Origin of the sequence: Sulfitobacter maritimus (genome assembly GCF_013346665.1) — a bacterium.
Taxonomy (GTDB): domain Bacteria; phylum Pseudomonadota; class Alphaproteobacteria; order Rhodobacterales; family Rhodobacteraceae; genus Sulfitobacter; species Sulfitobacter maritimus.
The window spans coordinates 24,621-40,094 of the sequence record NZ_JABVBB010000031.1; the positions used below are offsets into that span (position 1 = coordinate 24,621).

Consider the following 15,474-nt stretch of genomic DNA (forward strand, 5'->3'; position numbering starts at 1 on the left):
AGGCTATCCCGTCGCGCTCAATCCCGCATCCGGCAACGCCAAGCCGACCAATCTTCTGGCGTATCAAGATCCTGCCGTGCACGGTTGCCGGGCAGGGGGACCAGTTGCACCCGATCCGCGACGGAGTGTACCACCGAACGGCCACCATCGTCGCCACGCAGCGCTCTCATCTGCGCGAAAAGCGGTGCGGCAAAGATGATCGGGTGCCCCGGCGCACCCTGATCTGTCGCCGCACGCCAGATCAGTTTGTCACTCTGCACATCCACGGCCTCGGCAAGCCAGATGAGGTCTTCGGCCTGCACATCAGGCATATCCGCCAGCATCACCATTGCGGCGGGGGTCCGGGGCGGCAGGGCGGCAAAGGCGGTGCGCAGGCTGGCGCCCATTCCCTCCGCCGCGTCAGGCACCGGCAGGGCGGTGATGTCGAGCCCAGACAGCGCGGTGTAGCGCGGATGCGGTGCGGGGGGCAGGGCGACGAGCACAGGGCCGACGCCCCGCGCCAGCCGCGCCTGCCTGCGCAGCAAGGGCTGGCCGTCCACGTCTTCGAGCAATTTATCTTGCCCGCGCATCCGGGCCGATGCACCGGCGGCAAGCAAGATCACGGGAAGCGGAGTGCGGGTCATGCCCAAAGCCTAGCCGGGACAGCGGGCAAGGTTAAGCCCCTCATGCGAGCATCCGGCTCTGCCCGCTAAAATCCGCTAAACCACCGTTGGCAGGGCGCTTTTTCGTGCTACCATCGGAAAATGAAGCACAAAGATCTGATCCCCCATACGCTGCTGCGCAAAGCCCGCGAATATTCCCGCAAACTCTGGGTGCGGGTGGTCTTCATGGGGCTTTTGGCTTTTGTGGCCCTCGGCCTGACACAATTGTTCGAGCCTTTGGTGCCAAAGAAAATCGCTACCCGTTTGACGGGGGCGGCCGCAGACCGTTTGTTGCAGATCATCGCGGATGCGATGCTGGCCGTGACGATCTTTTCCATCACGGTCATGGTGTCGGTCTATCGGGCGTCTTCTTCGCAGTTCACACCGCGCGTGCATCGGCTGATTATACAAGATTCAACCACCCAAAACACCTTGGCCGTCTTTATCGGTGCCTATGTCTATGCGCTGGTGGCAATTATCATGCGCGAGCTCGGCATCTATGTCGATGAACGGGCCTTTGTGCTGTTCCTTATGACGGTGTTGGTGCTCAGTATCATCGTGATCTATCTGATCCGCTGGGTGTTGCATTTGCAAAGCTTCGGCAGTCTGATCGATACTACCCGCCAGATCGAACGGGTCACAACAGCGCTGTTCAAAGAGCGGCTCGACACGCCCTGCATGGGCGGGCATCCCTTGACCAGCGAACCGCCCAAGGACGCATGGCCGGTCCATGCGAAAAAGAGCGCCTATCTGCAACATATCTATCCCGAAGCGCTACAAGAACATGCGGACAACCACGGGGTGCACGTCTATCTGACCCGCCGGATCGGGGATTTCGTCTTTGCCGGGGAGCCTTTGTTCTATCTGGCGCAGCGGGGCACGCCCAAGGCGCGAGAGTCTGATAAGGGCGAGGAACTCACCGTTGATGAAGCGGTGTGTAGCGCGATCACTTTGGGCGATCTGCGCACCTTTGACCAAGACCCAAGGTTCGGCCTGCGCGTCTTGGGCGAGGTCGCGTCAAAAGCGCTGTCGCCGGGGGTGAACGACGCCGGCACGGCGATTGATGTGATCACGCGGATCGGGCGGATCTTGTCCTACTACCGCGATGAGACAAAGCCCAACGGCGAAGTCGCGCTGCCCAATCTGCATATCGCTCCGATCGATGCCGAAGGGCTGATCGAAGACAGTTTCGGCGCGCCCGCACGTGATGGGGCGGATGTGGTGGAGGTGCAGGTCACCTTGCAGAATGTGCTCAACGGCCTGATGACCCACCCTGATCCCGGTCTTGTCAGCGTGGTGCGCGACGCGGCAGAGAACCACCTACGCCGCGCCTTTGAGGCGGTGCCATTTGGCCCTGATCGTGCGATGATCTGGCATGCGGCGCGAGAAGATGTGCGCAGCGCTGTCGCGACACCGGATTAAAGTGGGCGAATTTTCAGCTACGTCATATCGCTCCGATCGATGCCGAAGGGCTGATCGATGCCAGCTTTGGTGCGCCCGCGCGTGATGGGGCGGATGTGGTGGAGGTGCAGGTCACCTTGCAGAATGTGCTCAACGGCCTGATGACCCACCCCGATCCCGGCCTTGTCAGCGTGGTACACGACGCGGCAGAGAACCACCTGAGCCGCGCCGTTGAGGCGGTGCCATTTGGCCCTGATCGTGCGATGATCTGGCAAGCGGCGCGAGAGGATGCGCAGCGCTATTGCGACACCCGATTAAAGTGGGCGAATTTTCAGCTGCGTGATGCGGTTGCCCTCGCGGGCCATGACCTCAAAACGGAAGCCATGGAAGGAAAACACCTGTCCCACGGTGGGGATCATTTGCGCTTCGTGGATCACCAGACCGGCGATGGTATTGGCTTCTTCGTCTGGCAAAGACCAGTCAGTGGCGCGGTTAAGGTCACGGATCGTCATCGCGCCTTCGACCATCAGATGCCCGTCTTCGGCCTGTTTCAGCGGGTAGTCCCCATCGGGGTCGAACTCATCGGTGATCTCGCCCACGATCTCTTCCAGAATGTCCTCAAGGGTAATCAATCCCTGCAACGAACCATATTCATCCACCACCAGCGCGAAATGCGTGCGGCGGCGCAGGAATTGGCGCATCTGTTCGTCAAGGGTCGTGGTCTCTGGCACGAAATAGGGTTTCATCACCACTTCGGAGACGTTGAACTGCTTTAAGGCCGCTGCATCCCCGTCAGGACCGCCGATCAGCTTATACATGGCCCGCAACAGGTCTTTGGCATGGATGACGCCGATGATGTTTTCCGGATCATCGCGAAACACCGGCAGGCGGGTGTGGTTGGATTGCAGACATTGCTCCAGAATGGACGAAGGATCAGCCTCTGCGTCGACCATCTCAATGCCGGAACGGTGCAACATGATCTCTTCAACCGTGCGTTCGCGCAGGTCGAGCGCGCCGAGGATACGGTCGCGGTCTTCCTTTTCGACCACCCCTTCGGAATGGCCCAGTTGCAACGCCCCGGCGATCTCTTCGCGCACGGCGAGGATGTTGCTGTCCGGGTCAATCTGCACGCCAAAGAGCCGCAGCACCCCGCGCACAAAGATGCGCACCGCGCTGACGACCGGGGCAAAGAGCAGCACCACCAGCGCGATGGGGCGCGAAACCAGCGCGGCGGCGCGTTCGGAATTGGTAATGGCATAGGTCTTGGGCAGCACTTCGGCAAAGACCAGCACCAGCAGGGTCATCACCAGCGTCGCCAGCGCCACACCGCTTTCGCCAAAGAGCCGGGTGAACATGGCTGTCGCCATCGAGGCCGCGAGGATGTTAACGAGGTTGTTGCCCAACAGGACCGAGCCGATCAGCCGCTCGTTGTCCTCGGTGATCTTGAGCGCCCGTGTCGCCCCGCGAGATCCCTTGTCCGCCTGCGCGCGCAGCTTGCCCCGCGAGGCCGCCGTCAGCGCGGTTTCCGAGCCAGAGAAGAAGCCCGACAGCACCAACAGAAACAAAATGATTCCGGAGCTAAGCCAGAAAGCGGCGTCAAAAAGGGCGGGGGCCGTTTCCATGAGGTCTGAATCCATCCATTATGTCTTGCAGATGTTATGAGCGCCGGGGCCGCGTCATTCAAGGGTCGCAGCAAGTCAGGGTGGCGCGAGGCTGGGTGAAATCAATAGGGCCGCGCCGCGCATTACCGTGCGGGCGGGGCGAGAGGGTTATCGCCCGCTCTAGGAGGTGGCGTCAGGCACTTTGCGCGGGGCATCCTTGGCCAGCGGATGACGCTCCAATACCAGATCGGACAGGCGCTCTTCGAGCACATGGGTATAGATTTCCGTGGTGGCCACATCGGCATGGCCCAACATGGTCTGAATGGCCCGCAGGTCAGCCCCATTGGCCAGCAGATGCGTTGCAAAGGCGTGACGCAGCGTGTGGGGTGTGACTTTCTCAGGAGCGACGCCGCCAGCAACGGCGAATTCCTTGATCAGCAGATAGAACCGATGCCGCGTCAGATAGCCGGTCACCCCGCGGGAGGGGAACAAGAAGCGGGCAGGCGGTTTGCCTTTTGCTTGGGCCAGCGCATCGGCCTTGTCCCGCGCCACCAGCCAAGCGGCGAGCGCATCGCGGGCAGGCTCGGAGAGCGGCACCAGCCGTTCCTTACCGCCCTTGCCAGAGATCAGCAGCAAGCGCGGATCACCACGGGCAGCACTGACGGGCAGGCTGACCAATTCGCTGACGCGCATCCCGGTGGCATAGAGCAGTTCCATCAAACAGGTGTTGCGCAACTGATCCGCCAGCGACCGACCAGAGTTGCGCGCGGCGTCGAGCAGGCGGTCAACCTCCTCAACCGAAAGGATTTTTGGCAGGCGTTTGTCCTGACCCGGCCCGGCAATTTGGATGGCCGGGTTGTCCTCGCGCAGCCCTTCTTCAAAGGCGAAACGGTAAAGTTGTTTGATCGCTGAAAGCCGCCGCGCGCGGGTGGATTTCGCCAAGCCCTGCGCATCGCAATGGACAAGGTAATTCTCAACCTCATCCCGGCTGGCGCTGAGGAAATCGTGTTTCTGATGTGCTAGATAGAGGTCGAAATCCTTAAGGTCGCGGCCATAGGCCAGTTGCGTATTGGTGGCCGCACCCTGTTCGGCAGCGGCGGCCTCCAGAAAGCTGGAGATCCAGTGAAAGGTCGGAGTTTGGGTTTTGGTCATTGTTCGAGCAGCACAATCTGCAAAGCGGCGCGGCGGGCGGTGTCTTCGAGACCCAGAGCGCGGAGGGTGGCAAGGGCATCACGCAGCGCACCGGTGTCGCCGCTGGCCCCATCATGAAGCATCGACAAAAGCCGTAGGATCGCCATGCCCAGTTGTTCATCCCGCGCCAGCGCCATCAGGTCAGTCCGCGGGGTCGGGTTGGAAAAGGCATCATGCACAGCGGAGGCCAGATGCGCATCGGGGACCGGACCATCCGGCACCTCGCCCCGCGCCACGGCCCGCAAAAGCCGCTCTTGGGGACCATCGCCGATGATACGGCGCGCCGCGCCCTCATAGCCGGGCGAGAGCAGGGCGACATCACGCGCCAAAGCAGCGGCGCGACCCGCCAAAGGAATGGCCGAGAGCGGCTCGGCAAAGAGCGCGGCAAAGGACACTTCGAGAGAGGCTTCGCGCATGGCTTCCCACGCGGGCGGCAGGGTCTTGGCCACGGCTTCGGCGCTGCCGGTGCGCAGCGCGGTCTCAAACCGTTGCAAGGCCGCGACCCGGTCCCAGACGCCGCCCGAGGCAGCAGGCTGGCGTTCGGTGTAAAGGCCCAGCAGCTGATTGTCGGGCAGGGCTCCTGCGCGGGTCAGCCGTTCGGCGGCCTCAAGTTGGGATTTCCAGCCTGCCAGATCACGCAGATCGGCCACCGCATAGGCCCGCGGCAAGCTGTTGGAGGGCAGCGGCTCGCCGATGGTTTCAAACAGGCGGAAGGTCATCGGGTCCATCTGGCGCGGGGCGCGTAGCGGCTCGGACCCTTCGAAATAGTCGGGGTTGAGGAACCGGTCGAACAGATCAAGCTGGATCGGCTCCAGCAATCCAAGCGCCTGCGCCGATCCAAAGGTCAGGGCCGCGTTCTCCCAATAGCCGGAGCGGGCGTTGCAGAAAATCCTTGTGCCATAATCGCGCGTCAGATGTGGGGACCTCATCAGACGCGCACAGGCGCGGTCTTCGGTTCCAGTCAGAAGTGACAGTTGCATCCACAGATCAAAATGCGCGGTCGAGGTCGTAACCCCGGCCTGTTCGATCAACGAGAGCGCCGGATCAAGGGCGCCAAGCTCCATCAGTTTTCGCACGCGGGCCAGCGCCAAGGCATCCCCTTCACGCGCCACGCCCTGCGGCGCTTCGGCTTCGGCAAGCAGCACCGTATAGAGCAATGCCTGCGCGGCGGGCAGGTGCAGATCAGGCAGATTCGCGATACGCGCAGTCAGCGCCTTGACCGCCGTGCCAGTCCAGATGTTGCTGGGCAGTCCGGTAACGCTGCTCGGCACCAGCCCAATGCGGCGCGGGGCGCCTTCGCCCAGAGGCGTGACGCTCACATGCGGCGCTGCTGCCGTCTTGGCCACAGGCGGTTCGCTGCTGCGGGAGGGGTTAGGCGGGCGTTGCGGGGCAGGGTCCGACGGGGCCTGTTGGCCGAGCCAATCGATCACGGACAAAGGTTGATCGCCGCGCGGGTCCGGCGCGGCTGCTTTGCGGGGCCGGGATGCCTGCGTCTTTCGCGTCCGTGCTTTTTCATCGGCGATTCGAGCGGCGGCCTGCGCGTGGGGCATTGGTCCGCGATCTTCGACCGATTCGGCAAAGGCAGACGTGCCGTTCAGGGCGCAGATCAACGCTCCCAAAGCGGCAAAGCTGCGGGTCGGCAGGGCGACGGACATGCGTTTCAATCCGCAGTCAGGGTAACGGGTTGGCGGGTCTCAGTCTGCTCGGGCGAGAAATCGACTCCGAAAAAAGGACCAACGTAGGCATAGCCCACAAGCCCGATGAACCCGATAACCGCAAGGAAAATCAGAAGCTTGAAAAGTTTACCCATGTTGACTGCCTGCCCGGAATTCTGCTGTTTTGCCAAACTATATATGGCCTTTCAGGTAAGATCACGTCATTCAAAGAAAAATGAGCGGAATTAAGCACACAACATCACAAGACGCGCAAATCCCGCCGCGCTACCGTCTGCACAAGACGGTGGCTTTGGTGGGGATGATGGGCGCGGGCAAGACAGCGGTGGGCCGTGCGGTCGCCGCGCGGCTTGGCGCGCCCTTTCTCGACAGCGATGCCGAAATCGAAGCGGCGGCCAATCTCAGCGTGCCGGAGATTTTCACCCGCGATGGTGAGCCGTTCTTCAGGCGGCGCGAAACCGAGGTCATCGCCCGGCTGCTGGCCGAAGAGCGCTGTATTCTGTCGACCGGTGGCGGGGCCTTTCTGGCCGAGGTGAACCGCGACAATATCGCGGCCTACGGTGTGGCGCTTTGGCTCGATGCCGATCTGGACCTGCTGTGGAACCGCGTGCGCTACAAAGACACCCGGCCTCTGCTGCGCACGCCTGATCCCAAGGCCACATTGGCCGCGCTCTACCATGACCGGGTGCCGCTTTATCGTTTGGCCGATCTGAGCGTGACCTGCGAGGCGCGTCTGTCGATTGAAGCAATGGCCGAGCGGGTGATCGACAAGCTGCTGACCCGGCCCGATGTTTTGGAGAGATTGGATGCGTGAGACAGTTTCCGTAGCCCTGCCGGGGCGCGAATATGACGTGGTGATCGGACCGGGCTTGCTGGCCGAGGCGGGGGCGCTGATCGCCCCCTTGCTGCGCCGCAGGCGGGTGGCGGTGATTACAGAAAGCCGCGTGGCAGCGCTGCATCTGGAAAATCTGCGCAGGGGGCTGGCGGCAGAAGATATTGCAATGTCGGCCCTCGAACTGGAGCCGGGGGAAGGCACGAAGGACTGGGCGAACCTGCAACGCTGCGTTGACTGGCTGCTGGATGAACAGATCGAGCGCGGCGATGTCGTTGTCGCCTTTGGCGGTGGGGTGATCGGCGATCTGGTTGGGTTTGCTGCCGCTGTGTTGCGGCGCGGGGTGCGCTTTGTGCAAATCCCGACATCTTTGCTGGCACAGGTGGACAGTTCGGTCGGCGGCAAAACCGGGATCAACGCCAAACAGGGCAAGAACCTGATCGGCGCCTTCCACCAACCGAGCCTTGTTTTGGCCGATACAGAGGTTCTCAGCACCATGCCCGCCCGCGATTTTCTGGCGGGCTATGGCGAGGTGGTGAAATACGGGCTCTTGGGCGACGCGGCCTTCTTTGACTGGCTGGAGGCGCAAGGCCCGGCGCTGGCCGCGGATGATATGGCCGCACGGGTCGAAGCGGTGCGCCGATCGGTGCAGATGAAAGCTGATATCGTCGAGCGCGATGAGACCGAGCAGGGCGACCGGGCTTTGCTGAACCTTGGCCATACCTTCGGCCATGCGCTGGAGGCGGCGACGGGCTATTCCGACCGGCTATTGCACGGCGAAGGCGTGGCGATTGGCTGTGCGCTGGCGTTTGAGCTTTCCGCGCGTCTGGGGCTATGCCCGCAAGAAGACCCAAGCCGTTTGCGCGCGCATTTGGCAGAAATGGGGATGAAGACCGATCTGAAAGACATTCCGGGCGATTTACCGGAGGCCGAAGCGCTCTTGGCGCTGATGGGGCAGGACAAAAAGGTCGTCGATGGCCGTCTGCGCTTTGTTCTGGCGCGGGGGATCGGGCAGGCTTTTGCGGGGGCCGAGGTTGATAATGCCGACGTGCTGACCCTGCTGCGCGATGCGTTGCGCACACGGTAATAGGCCGCTGCGCATATGGCCCGGCGGTCAGTTCATCCTGTCATTCTATGGTGTAGCAGCCGTTAAAAAGGGCGGCGCCGCCAAATGGATATGCGAGGCAGGCGTCACCCTGCACGTCTTGAATTCTTAACGTGACCCGAAGCGGGCCTCTGATTCGGGGTGCCGAACAACGTCGTCCGGCGGGTATCGCGATGGGGAGGGGTCTAAAGCGGTCAGGTTAAGAGCGCGTCACGCCAGCGGCCGCTGGGGGTGGGCAGGGCGCAACGGCGCCTTGCCAGATATTTAAGGGGGTTCCGGCTTAGAATGGTTATGGGCACAAACATGAACACCTCTGTTTGACAAAGCCCACCAACGCCCCGCGACTAAACGACTTTTACCAACAACCGCAGTACTAAAATCAACTAATTAGAAAAATTTGTATACTTTATCCAAGGCTCTCTTCAAATCCAGGGGGGGGGGCGGGGCTTTGCCCCCGGCGCCTTCGGCACCTCCCCCAGGATATTTAGAGAACATTGAAAACGCTGAATATTCGCGCTTTTTTATTTGATCAACTGGACTGATTGCGATACCTATTTCTTGCGGAACAGGGAGGGATCCCGATGGCCGTGAACGTTGAAAACGGCGAGGTAACCCCTCGTCGTTTTTTTGGTTAGGTCTGCAAGTCAACTTTTCGCATGTTTCGCCTGCTCAAAGGGCGTTCTGAGGGCCAGGTCTTCGAACATGCCCGTAACCGTGCAAGCTGGTGGGCTTAGAGTCATGTGCTGCCACAATGGGCAGGAAGAGGTCGTTCGCCGCAAGCGTAACATAATCGGCCGGAGGACAGAAAACCGTCGTTCACTGTGTGCGTGATAAGCTTACTTCAAGCTCGGGAAGCAGGTGTTGGCTTCTATTCGAGTTTTGATGATGTTAGTGACTTACGTTGTTAGAAAACTATTTCCGGCCTAGGGGCGTTTCCAACAGCCTTGGCTTTTGCTTTCGATCCAAAGGATGCTGCTCGAAATGACGATCGTACTGGCTGGGCTATTGGAAAATGCTATGGTCCGAAAGATTGATGCTGATCGCGACCCATCCAGAAACAATACAGACCACCCTTACTACATTTCACTGAACCGAGATGTTGACCCGCTTGTCAAATCCCGGTGCGATACGTTTTTGACAATTTCTGAGTCAGTGCGAGTTCCAATGGTCGATTGGGGGTTTCCTTCAGAACCCGCATTTTCATTCATTAAACCCGCCGAAGATGTTACTCAATCAGAGCCAAGAATTCTCGCGGAATTTCTTATTGTCAATTCGGCGTTTTCCCGCAGCGTTTACCGAAAAATCTCGAAAGTCGATACCTCCAGTGCCAACAGAAAAGATGCGAATACATCCGTAAGGGAGCTAAAAAATGCATCAGCTTGTATGTACATTGAAAGACTGCTTCAGCAGATTAGAGTTTCGAGTGAGACGGATGCGATATTAGTTCTAATGGACGACGAAATTGCTGTAATCCAAGAAGTGAGTGAATTCGTTTCAAAGAACAATGTACCAACGCCCTTCGACATTCCCGATCTAACCGAAACTCGGATGAATGATGCCAATGCTTTGGGAGTTATTACCAACTTCACGGCAACAGATCTCAAGCAGTTAGAAACCGTGCGGCAGGATCCAGTCGTGCGGATTTACTCGGCGGAAGTTATGAAAATTTTGTCAAATAGCTCGTTTGAGAGCTCGGAGAATGATCTTATAGCCGCGATGCGCGAGGCGCGCCAAAAACAACGAATATTTGATAGGTTTGATCGGGGATTCGAAGCATTTACTTGGGTTCTAAAGCCGCTCAGTTATATTCCGTTTCTTTCGGCAGGTGTAACGTTTACGAGCGATACGGTCGCAGTGTTTCAAAAATGGGCAAGCAGAAAGAGTGGACATGTAAGCTGGTATCTTCTTGGAGCACGGTTGGAGGAGGTTAAGATTGAAGAATACCTCGCTCGTAAAGACAACGTCAGATGACTCTCCTCTGACTACTATAAACCGAAGAAGAATTCAGTCAGACCTAACGAATTCTCGCTTCGTCTGTACCGCTTCAGAGCCGTTCGTCACAAGTCAAACTTTCATTGCGCCCTCAATAAGAAGCAGCAATGTGCAGGAAGCTGCTGGTCGAAGCAGATCACTCAGTACGATGAAATGCAGAAGCCTGTCATGTCTCAGGTCTATTCGTCGAGACAGCAATTGAGGCTAAGTTTCAGACGTTTGCCTGCTCCGAAGTAAACGCCCTCTCTAGGAATTCAAGGAGACGTGCCAAGGCTGGGGCGGAGAAGAACCTATCTAGTCTACGACTTTCTTTAGAAATATAGACATTAAAATTTGCACCTGGACTTATTGCCCCACCCATCATTGTTGCTTTTGCCTTGTCGGTATTAAATCCACTACTCAGGATCCGGCAAATTTCATGATCCGGAGTATAGCGGCGAAGCACTTCCTCCGGAACTGGATCAAGTAATTCGAAGACATCTGGGAATTCAACACGAACGCCATCTAGCAAGACCCGTTCTAGTGTCCCGGCCAGACCCGCGCCCGGCCAAATGTACACTCCGGTATCAACAACCCCGCTCTTTATCTCTCCAATAGTTTCAGGTGCATTAATACCCTCCACTCCTAGCCTTGAGTTTGCAAACTCGATAAAGTGTTCACTAACCGTTTCGGAAACAGTCTGGAAGCGCTGCAACTCTGCCTCATCATCTGCGTCAACAAATACGATAGCCCTTGCAGGGAGCTCCTCTTTGATAAGAAGGACGGACTTCTTGAGGGCGGCGCCTAGTTTCGACAGGCCCCCGGTATTGATGATTGCAACGTAGTGATCTTCGTTAACGAGCACTTCGGGATAACTGTTAACCCTGTTTAGAAGGTCTCCAGACGCGGGGAATGCTTTTGGGAAGTGAGCGACAATGCTCTCTGGTATTTCCGAAAGCTTTCTACAGGATGAGAATCCAATACGTGTAAAAGCGCCGGTCAGTAGCGCTGAGTCGGAAGCACCTTCGGTGAAAATAACGCTATATGGCATTATCTGATGTCCAATCCGTTGTCGGAGATCAGTGAGTAGAGTTCCTTTCCGAAATAGTGGCGAACCTTGCCAAACTTCCTGTCGAGGCCGATGCTAAATCCTCTTAAAGTTTCACTTTTCGATGAGATTGCGGCCGCTTCGACCATAGCCTGTATTGCCTCTAAGCTATGGGAAGATGCAATAATCTGGACATCGTTTTGACTGGCTTTGCTTGTAAGCCATCGGTAAACGTCTCCCAGCATCCCAACGTGGAAGCCTGCCTCTATTTCGTCTACTAAGAGGACTCCATTTCTAGAATAATGCAGAGCGGCTCCGAGCTCAAAAACTCTTCGGACACCATCCCCGAGTACACTTAAAGGGATGTATTTGCCTGCACGAGTCTTAATAACAGCCCGCCCCCCTCTGCTGCGATGATTTCCGAGGAATGGTTCATAAAAAAAGTCAACAATATCCTCGTCGATGCCGCGCAATAATTCCACTATTTCATGTTTCTCGTTCTCATCTTGAAGACGCCGGACAAAGCTCTCGCTGCTATTCGAGTTTCTGTGACTGTATGGGCTGATATACTCAAAAGGAATTCTTTGCTTGATTTGATGCCTTGTAGTGATGCTTTCGCGATCGACGCTTCTGGCGCCGAGAGAAAACTCCATATTCGCTATTTCGAGGAAATCTACGGATGATGGCGTCCTCTCTTGGACAACGGTCGCAACTTCGATGCCGCGCAGCGGTTCGAACTTATTCGCTGAATCTAATCTAGAGCGGGGCTCTTCGCTGGGGTCGAAGAAGGCACGCCTACATGACATCTCTACTTTAAGCTCGCAGTCATCGGCCGTATATTTAAGCTTGATACTTCCATCAAAATTCACATCCCAGAAGCTAGTACTGGGAGCTGGGAACATCCAAGAGACAATATCCGACAAGTAACTTGGGCCAGCAAGCACAACATTCGACCTGCTATCTCTTTTTCTTGCGACGGATAAGATCTCTCGAGCCTCCCCCATCGCGAGCCCGACAGCCACTGCCTCCAGAATACTTGTCTTACCGGAGTTATTCCTTCCAACGATTAGATTGAACTCCGCCAACTCTTCTAGAGAAACTGATTCCAGCTTTCTGAAGGATTCTATCTCGAACCTCTGAAGCACGCTACTCTCACCTTATCCCCAGCTCGCTACTCGCGTATCAGGCGCAATCATGTAGCTTCTGTTTGGCACGCTAGCGTTGTAAATCTAGATAGGCCAGCTAGATAATTGGTATTGGAAGGATTGACTGTCTTGCTCCCACGAAATTCTATCCATCCGTGACGGCTGCGCCGCAGTTCAAGATGCTGGTTGCCTCCCGATGGCTGACCTGTCGTAGAATGATCCTATTTCGTAGGCTGGCGCCATGCCAGCTGCCATGAGGCCGCTATCCGCAGGGGTGAGGAGAGAAAGCAGGAGGCGCCTGTGCTAGCGACCCCTCTCCAAGACAAGTCTGTTGGCGACCAGCTCGCTGAGTTTTACAAACTCAAAGAGCTTGGCGCACTCTCCCAAGATGAGTTTGATAGTCAGAGAGCTAAGCTGATCGATAGCTGAACCACACCAAAGAGGTCTGATGCCTGAATTCTGTAGCTTCCTCGTATTTAGACCCAATGAGATCGAGCTAATCCATAAGATGTGTGCCGAGGCTGGTTGGCGCAGTCGCGACATTGAGGACCCGTCGACCAGATATCGGTTTACTGAAAACACCCGCTCTCAACTCGCGCAAGCAAGTGCCCTGGAAGACATCGAAATTGTCGGAGGGCAGCAATATGGACGATTACTTGTTTTAGACTGCGAAGAGGAGGAGGCTGACAATATCAGCCAGCTTATTTGGGCAGCAAACCTGATTGTTGAAGGCTTCCCCCCCGAGCAGAGCCCTCCATCTTGTGCCTTTCCACTTTCTGACGATGGCATCAAACGCCGGGAAGTTTTTCAGTACGTGTTTCGAACAAACGGTTACTTTCAACGGTTCATTCACAGGGAAACCATGCCTGTTGCAGTCGCGGTAGCAGTTAGGGCTTGGCCAGATAGGAAGCTCATCTATGCGATACACAAGCTTGCACAGAGTTACCAAACTGAGAGCGTTACTCCGGGATCTATGCATCCCCGCAATGGACGCATCTTCGAGAAGCACACCAATGATTTCCAGTCCCATGTCGGGACATCCATTGCGATAAACCTAGCCTACTCGGCGATAGAAGAACTCGGCTTTGCTATAGGAGCACATACTAACAAGCCCCGCTCCCTCAGCAAAAATGATTTCATCTGGAACCCGGAGGTGTTGGAGCCTTTAAGAGAGCGACTGGATCGTGCAGGTATTGATCCCGATAGGACGGTAGATTGGGTTGCCCGGGGCGACAAAACTGAAGTCGAGATCTATGAAATGCTAGATGAGCCGACCGAATACGCGGACGGTCAGGAGGTCCGGGATCGCCGTGTGAAGCTATACGATGCTATTAATTTTTGTGAGTATCTGCGCAACAGGATGACCGCACATGCGTTCTCCGGCAACACCGCCCGTCTGGGGCCTTACGAGGTCTATAATACCCAACAAGTTGCAAGATTTCTTATCTTAGCAAAATCTGAGCTCTGGGGGGTCTGGTTAGAGGATCTGCATGAACGCTATCGGGCAACATTGGCGTCGTAGTAGCCACCTTCATTCCCCAAGCTTGGCGTCTCGCCATTTCTGAACCTGCACGATTTTATCGAGCCTTCTGACCGGCAAGCGACCGTAGTCGCCTGCCTGCGGCATGTGCACTCTGGACCTGTCCCGCTTTCGTGCCGCCCCAAGTGCTCGTTTAAGCCACTTTCCGTTCGAAGGCGACGGGGCTTTTCCAGCCCAGTGCTGAGTGGCGTCGCCGTGGGTTGTAGAAGCCGTTGATGTATTCAAAGATCGCCATCTCAGCTTGCCGCCGTGTTTCCCATGACCTGCGCCAAATGAGTTCAGCTTTGATGGTTTTGAAGAAGGTCTCGACGACAGCATTGTCGTAACAATTGCCCTTGCCAGACATCGACACCTTGAAGCCTTGCTGGCGCAGAAGTTTCTGGTAGTCGTGCGAACAATATTGCGACCCGCGATCCGTATGGTGGATGCAGCTCTTGGGCGGTGCCCTGAACGCAATTGCCATCTTCAAAGCCCGTATTGCCAAGTCTCGTTTCATACGGTTGCTGACCGCCCAGCCGATCACGCGCCTTGAATGCAGGTCGAGGATGACAGCCAAATACAGCCATCCCTCACGCGTCCAGACATAGCTGATGTCACCGGCCCATTTCTGGTTCGGTTGGTCAGCCATAAAATCCCGGTCCAGCAGGTTTGGCGCAATATTGAACTTGTGATCACTGTCTGTCGTCACCTTGTGTTTACGGGTTCGCACCACGGATATGCCGTTCTGGCGCATCAAACGACCCACACGGCGGTGACCGATATTCAGGCCGATCTCCTTCAGTTCTTCTGTCATGCGCGGCCTGCCATAGCTGCCCAGGCTGAGACGGGATTGTTCTTTGATGTGCGCCAAGGTGACCAGATCAGACCGCTGTCTGCGGCTGGCAGGACGGCTTCGGAATGCTCGCAAACCGCGCGAACTGACACCGACAACGTGACACAAGCGGTTCACGGGGAAGTGGCTCCGGTGTTCCTCGACAAACCTAAATCTCATTGCTTTAGGCCCGCAAAGAACTGGGTGGCCTTTTTTAGGATTTCCCTCTCCTCCTTGAGAAGACGGTTCTCGCGCCGAAGTCGCTCATTCTCTTGGGCGAGGCTCAAATCCTCTTTCGACACCACGTCTGTGCCTCGGTGCGCGGTGATCCATTTGTTAAGCGTCGACATGCCAACACCCAGATCGTCAGCCACCTGCTTGCGCGTCAGCCCACTCGTCAGTGCGATACGCACCGCATCCTGGCGGAATTCGTCCGTCCGTTTCAGTCCCATAGTTCATCTCCTTTGTTGCAGTAAATGCTATCAAAGGAGCGGCATCAAACTGCGACAGGTCCA

At 57.0% G+C, this 15,474-nt stretch carries 13 protein-coding genes; 5 read left to right on the forward strand and 8 right to left on the reverse strand.

Features of this window, described 5'->3' with window-relative positions:
- Positions 1–17: 17 nt before the first annotated feature.
- On the reverse strand, positions 18–623 hold the full coding sequence (locus HTT03_RS09165; RefSeq protein ID WP_174859547.1) for a nucleotidyltransferase family protein: 606 nt from the start codon (positions 621–623) through the stop codon (positions 18–20).
- Between the two features lie 120 nt (positions 624–743).
- Here HTT03_RS09165 and HTT03_RS09170 point away from each other — a divergent pair, with 120 nt between their 5' ends.
- A complete protein-coding gene (locus HTT03_RS09170) occupies positions 744–2,063 on the forward strand; it encodes a DUF2254 domain-containing protein (RefSeq protein ID WP_174859548.1) in 1,320 nt (439 codons plus the stop codon).
- Positions 2,064–2,356: 293 nt separating this feature from the next.
- Here HTT03_RS09170 and HTT03_RS09175 read toward each other — a convergent pair whose 3' ends face one another.
- The 4 genes from HTT03_RS09175 to HTT03_RS09190 form a co-directional block, all read right to left on the reverse strand.
- Positions 2,357–3,664 carry an HlyC/CorC family transporter gene (locus tag HTT03_RS09175; RefSeq protein WP_174859559.1) on the reverse strand — a complete coding sequence of 436 codons (1,308 nt, stop codon included), beginning with the start codon at positions 3,662–3,664 and terminating at the stop codon, positions 2,357–2,359.
- Positions 3,665–3,823: 159 nt separating this feature from the next.
- The gene (locus tag HTT03_RS09180; RefSeq protein ID WP_174859549.1) at positions 3,824–4,795 is read right to left on the reverse strand and encodes a site-specific tyrosine recombinase XerD; all 972 of its coding nucleotides are present in this window, start codon (positions 4,793–4,795) and stop codon (positions 3,824–3,826) included.
- Positions 4,792–6,489 carry a hypothetical protein gene (locus HTT03_RS09185; protein ID WP_174859550.1) on the reverse strand — a complete coding sequence of 566 codons (1,698 nt, stop codon included), beginning with the start codon at positions 6,487–6,489 and terminating at the stop codon, positions 4,792–4,794. The genes HTT03_RS09180 and HTT03_RS09185 overlap by 4 nt, the downstream gene beginning before the upstream one ends.
- Positions 6,490–6,494: 5 nt before the next feature.
- Positions 6,495–6,644 carry a hypothetical protein gene (locus tag HTT03_RS09190; RefSeq protein ID WP_174859551.1) on the reverse strand — a complete coding sequence of 50 codons (150 nt, stop codon included), beginning with the start codon at positions 6,642–6,644 and terminating at the stop codon, positions 6,495–6,497.
- Between the two features lie 80 nt (positions 6,645–6,724).
- Here HTT03_RS09190 and HTT03_RS09195 point away from each other — a divergent pair, with 80 nt between their 5' ends.
- The 3 genes from HTT03_RS09195 to HTT03_RS09205 all read left to right on the forward strand — a co-directional run bounded on the left by HTT03_RS09195 (position 6,725) and on the right by HTT03_RS09205 (position 10,415).
- Positions 6,725–7,321, forward strand: a complete 597-nt coding sequence (locus HTT03_RS09195) for a shikimate kinase (protein ID WP_174859552.1) — start codon at positions 6,725–6,727, stop codon at positions 7,319–7,321.
- Positions 7,314–8,426: a 3-dehydroquinate synthase gene (gene aroB / locus HTT03_RS09200; RefSeq protein ID WP_174859553.1), complete on the forward strand. Its 1,113-nt coding sequence runs from the start codon at positions 7,314–7,316 to the stop codon at positions 8,424–8,426. Before HTT03_RS09195 ends, aroB begins: the two co-directional genes overlap by 8 nt.
- Positions 8,427–9,425: 999 nt before the next feature.
- Positions 9,426–10,415, forward strand: coding sequence for a hypothetical protein (locus tag HTT03_RS09205; RefSeq protein WP_174859554.1), 990 nt, complete (start codon positions 9,426–9,428; stop codon positions 10,413–10,415).
- 232 nt (positions 10,416–10,647) lie between these two features.
- On the opposite strand, the gene HTT03_RS09210 is transcribed toward HTT03_RS09205, so the two are convergent.
- Together HTT03_RS09210 and HTT03_RS09215 are read right to left on the reverse strand one after the other, a co-directional pair.
- Complete coding sequence (locus HTT03_RS09210; protein ID WP_174859555.1) at positions 10,648–11,466, reverse strand: DUF3226 domain-containing protein; 819 nt, start codon at positions 11,464–11,466, stop codon at positions 10,648–10,650.
- A complete protein-coding gene (locus tag HTT03_RS09215) occupies positions 11,466–12,608 on the reverse strand; it encodes an AAA family ATPase (protein ID WP_174859556.1) in 1,143 nt (380 codons plus the stop codon). Before HTT03_RS09215 ends, HTT03_RS09210 begins: the two co-directional genes overlap by 1 nt.
- 448 nt (positions 12,609–13,056) lie before the next feature.
- On the opposite strand from HTT03_RS09215, the gene HTT03_RS09220 reads away from it, so the two are divergent.
- Complete coding sequence (locus tag HTT03_RS09220) at positions 13,057–14,130, forward strand: hypothetical protein (protein WP_174859557.1); 1,074 nt, start codon at positions 13,057–13,059, stop codon at positions 14,128–14,130.
- A 151-nt stretch (positions 14,131–14,281) separates the two neighbouring features.
- On the opposite strand, the gene HTT03_RS09225 is transcribed toward HTT03_RS09220, so the two are convergent.
- A protein-coding gene (locus HTT03_RS09225; RefSeq protein WP_174858008.1) for an IS3 family transposase occupies positions 14,282–15,411 on the reverse strand; the annotation gives its coding sequence in 2 pieces (ribosomal slippage) (positions 14,282–15,168 and positions 15,168–15,411; 1,131 coding nt in all).
- Positions 15,412–15,474 lie beyond the last annotated feature (63 nt).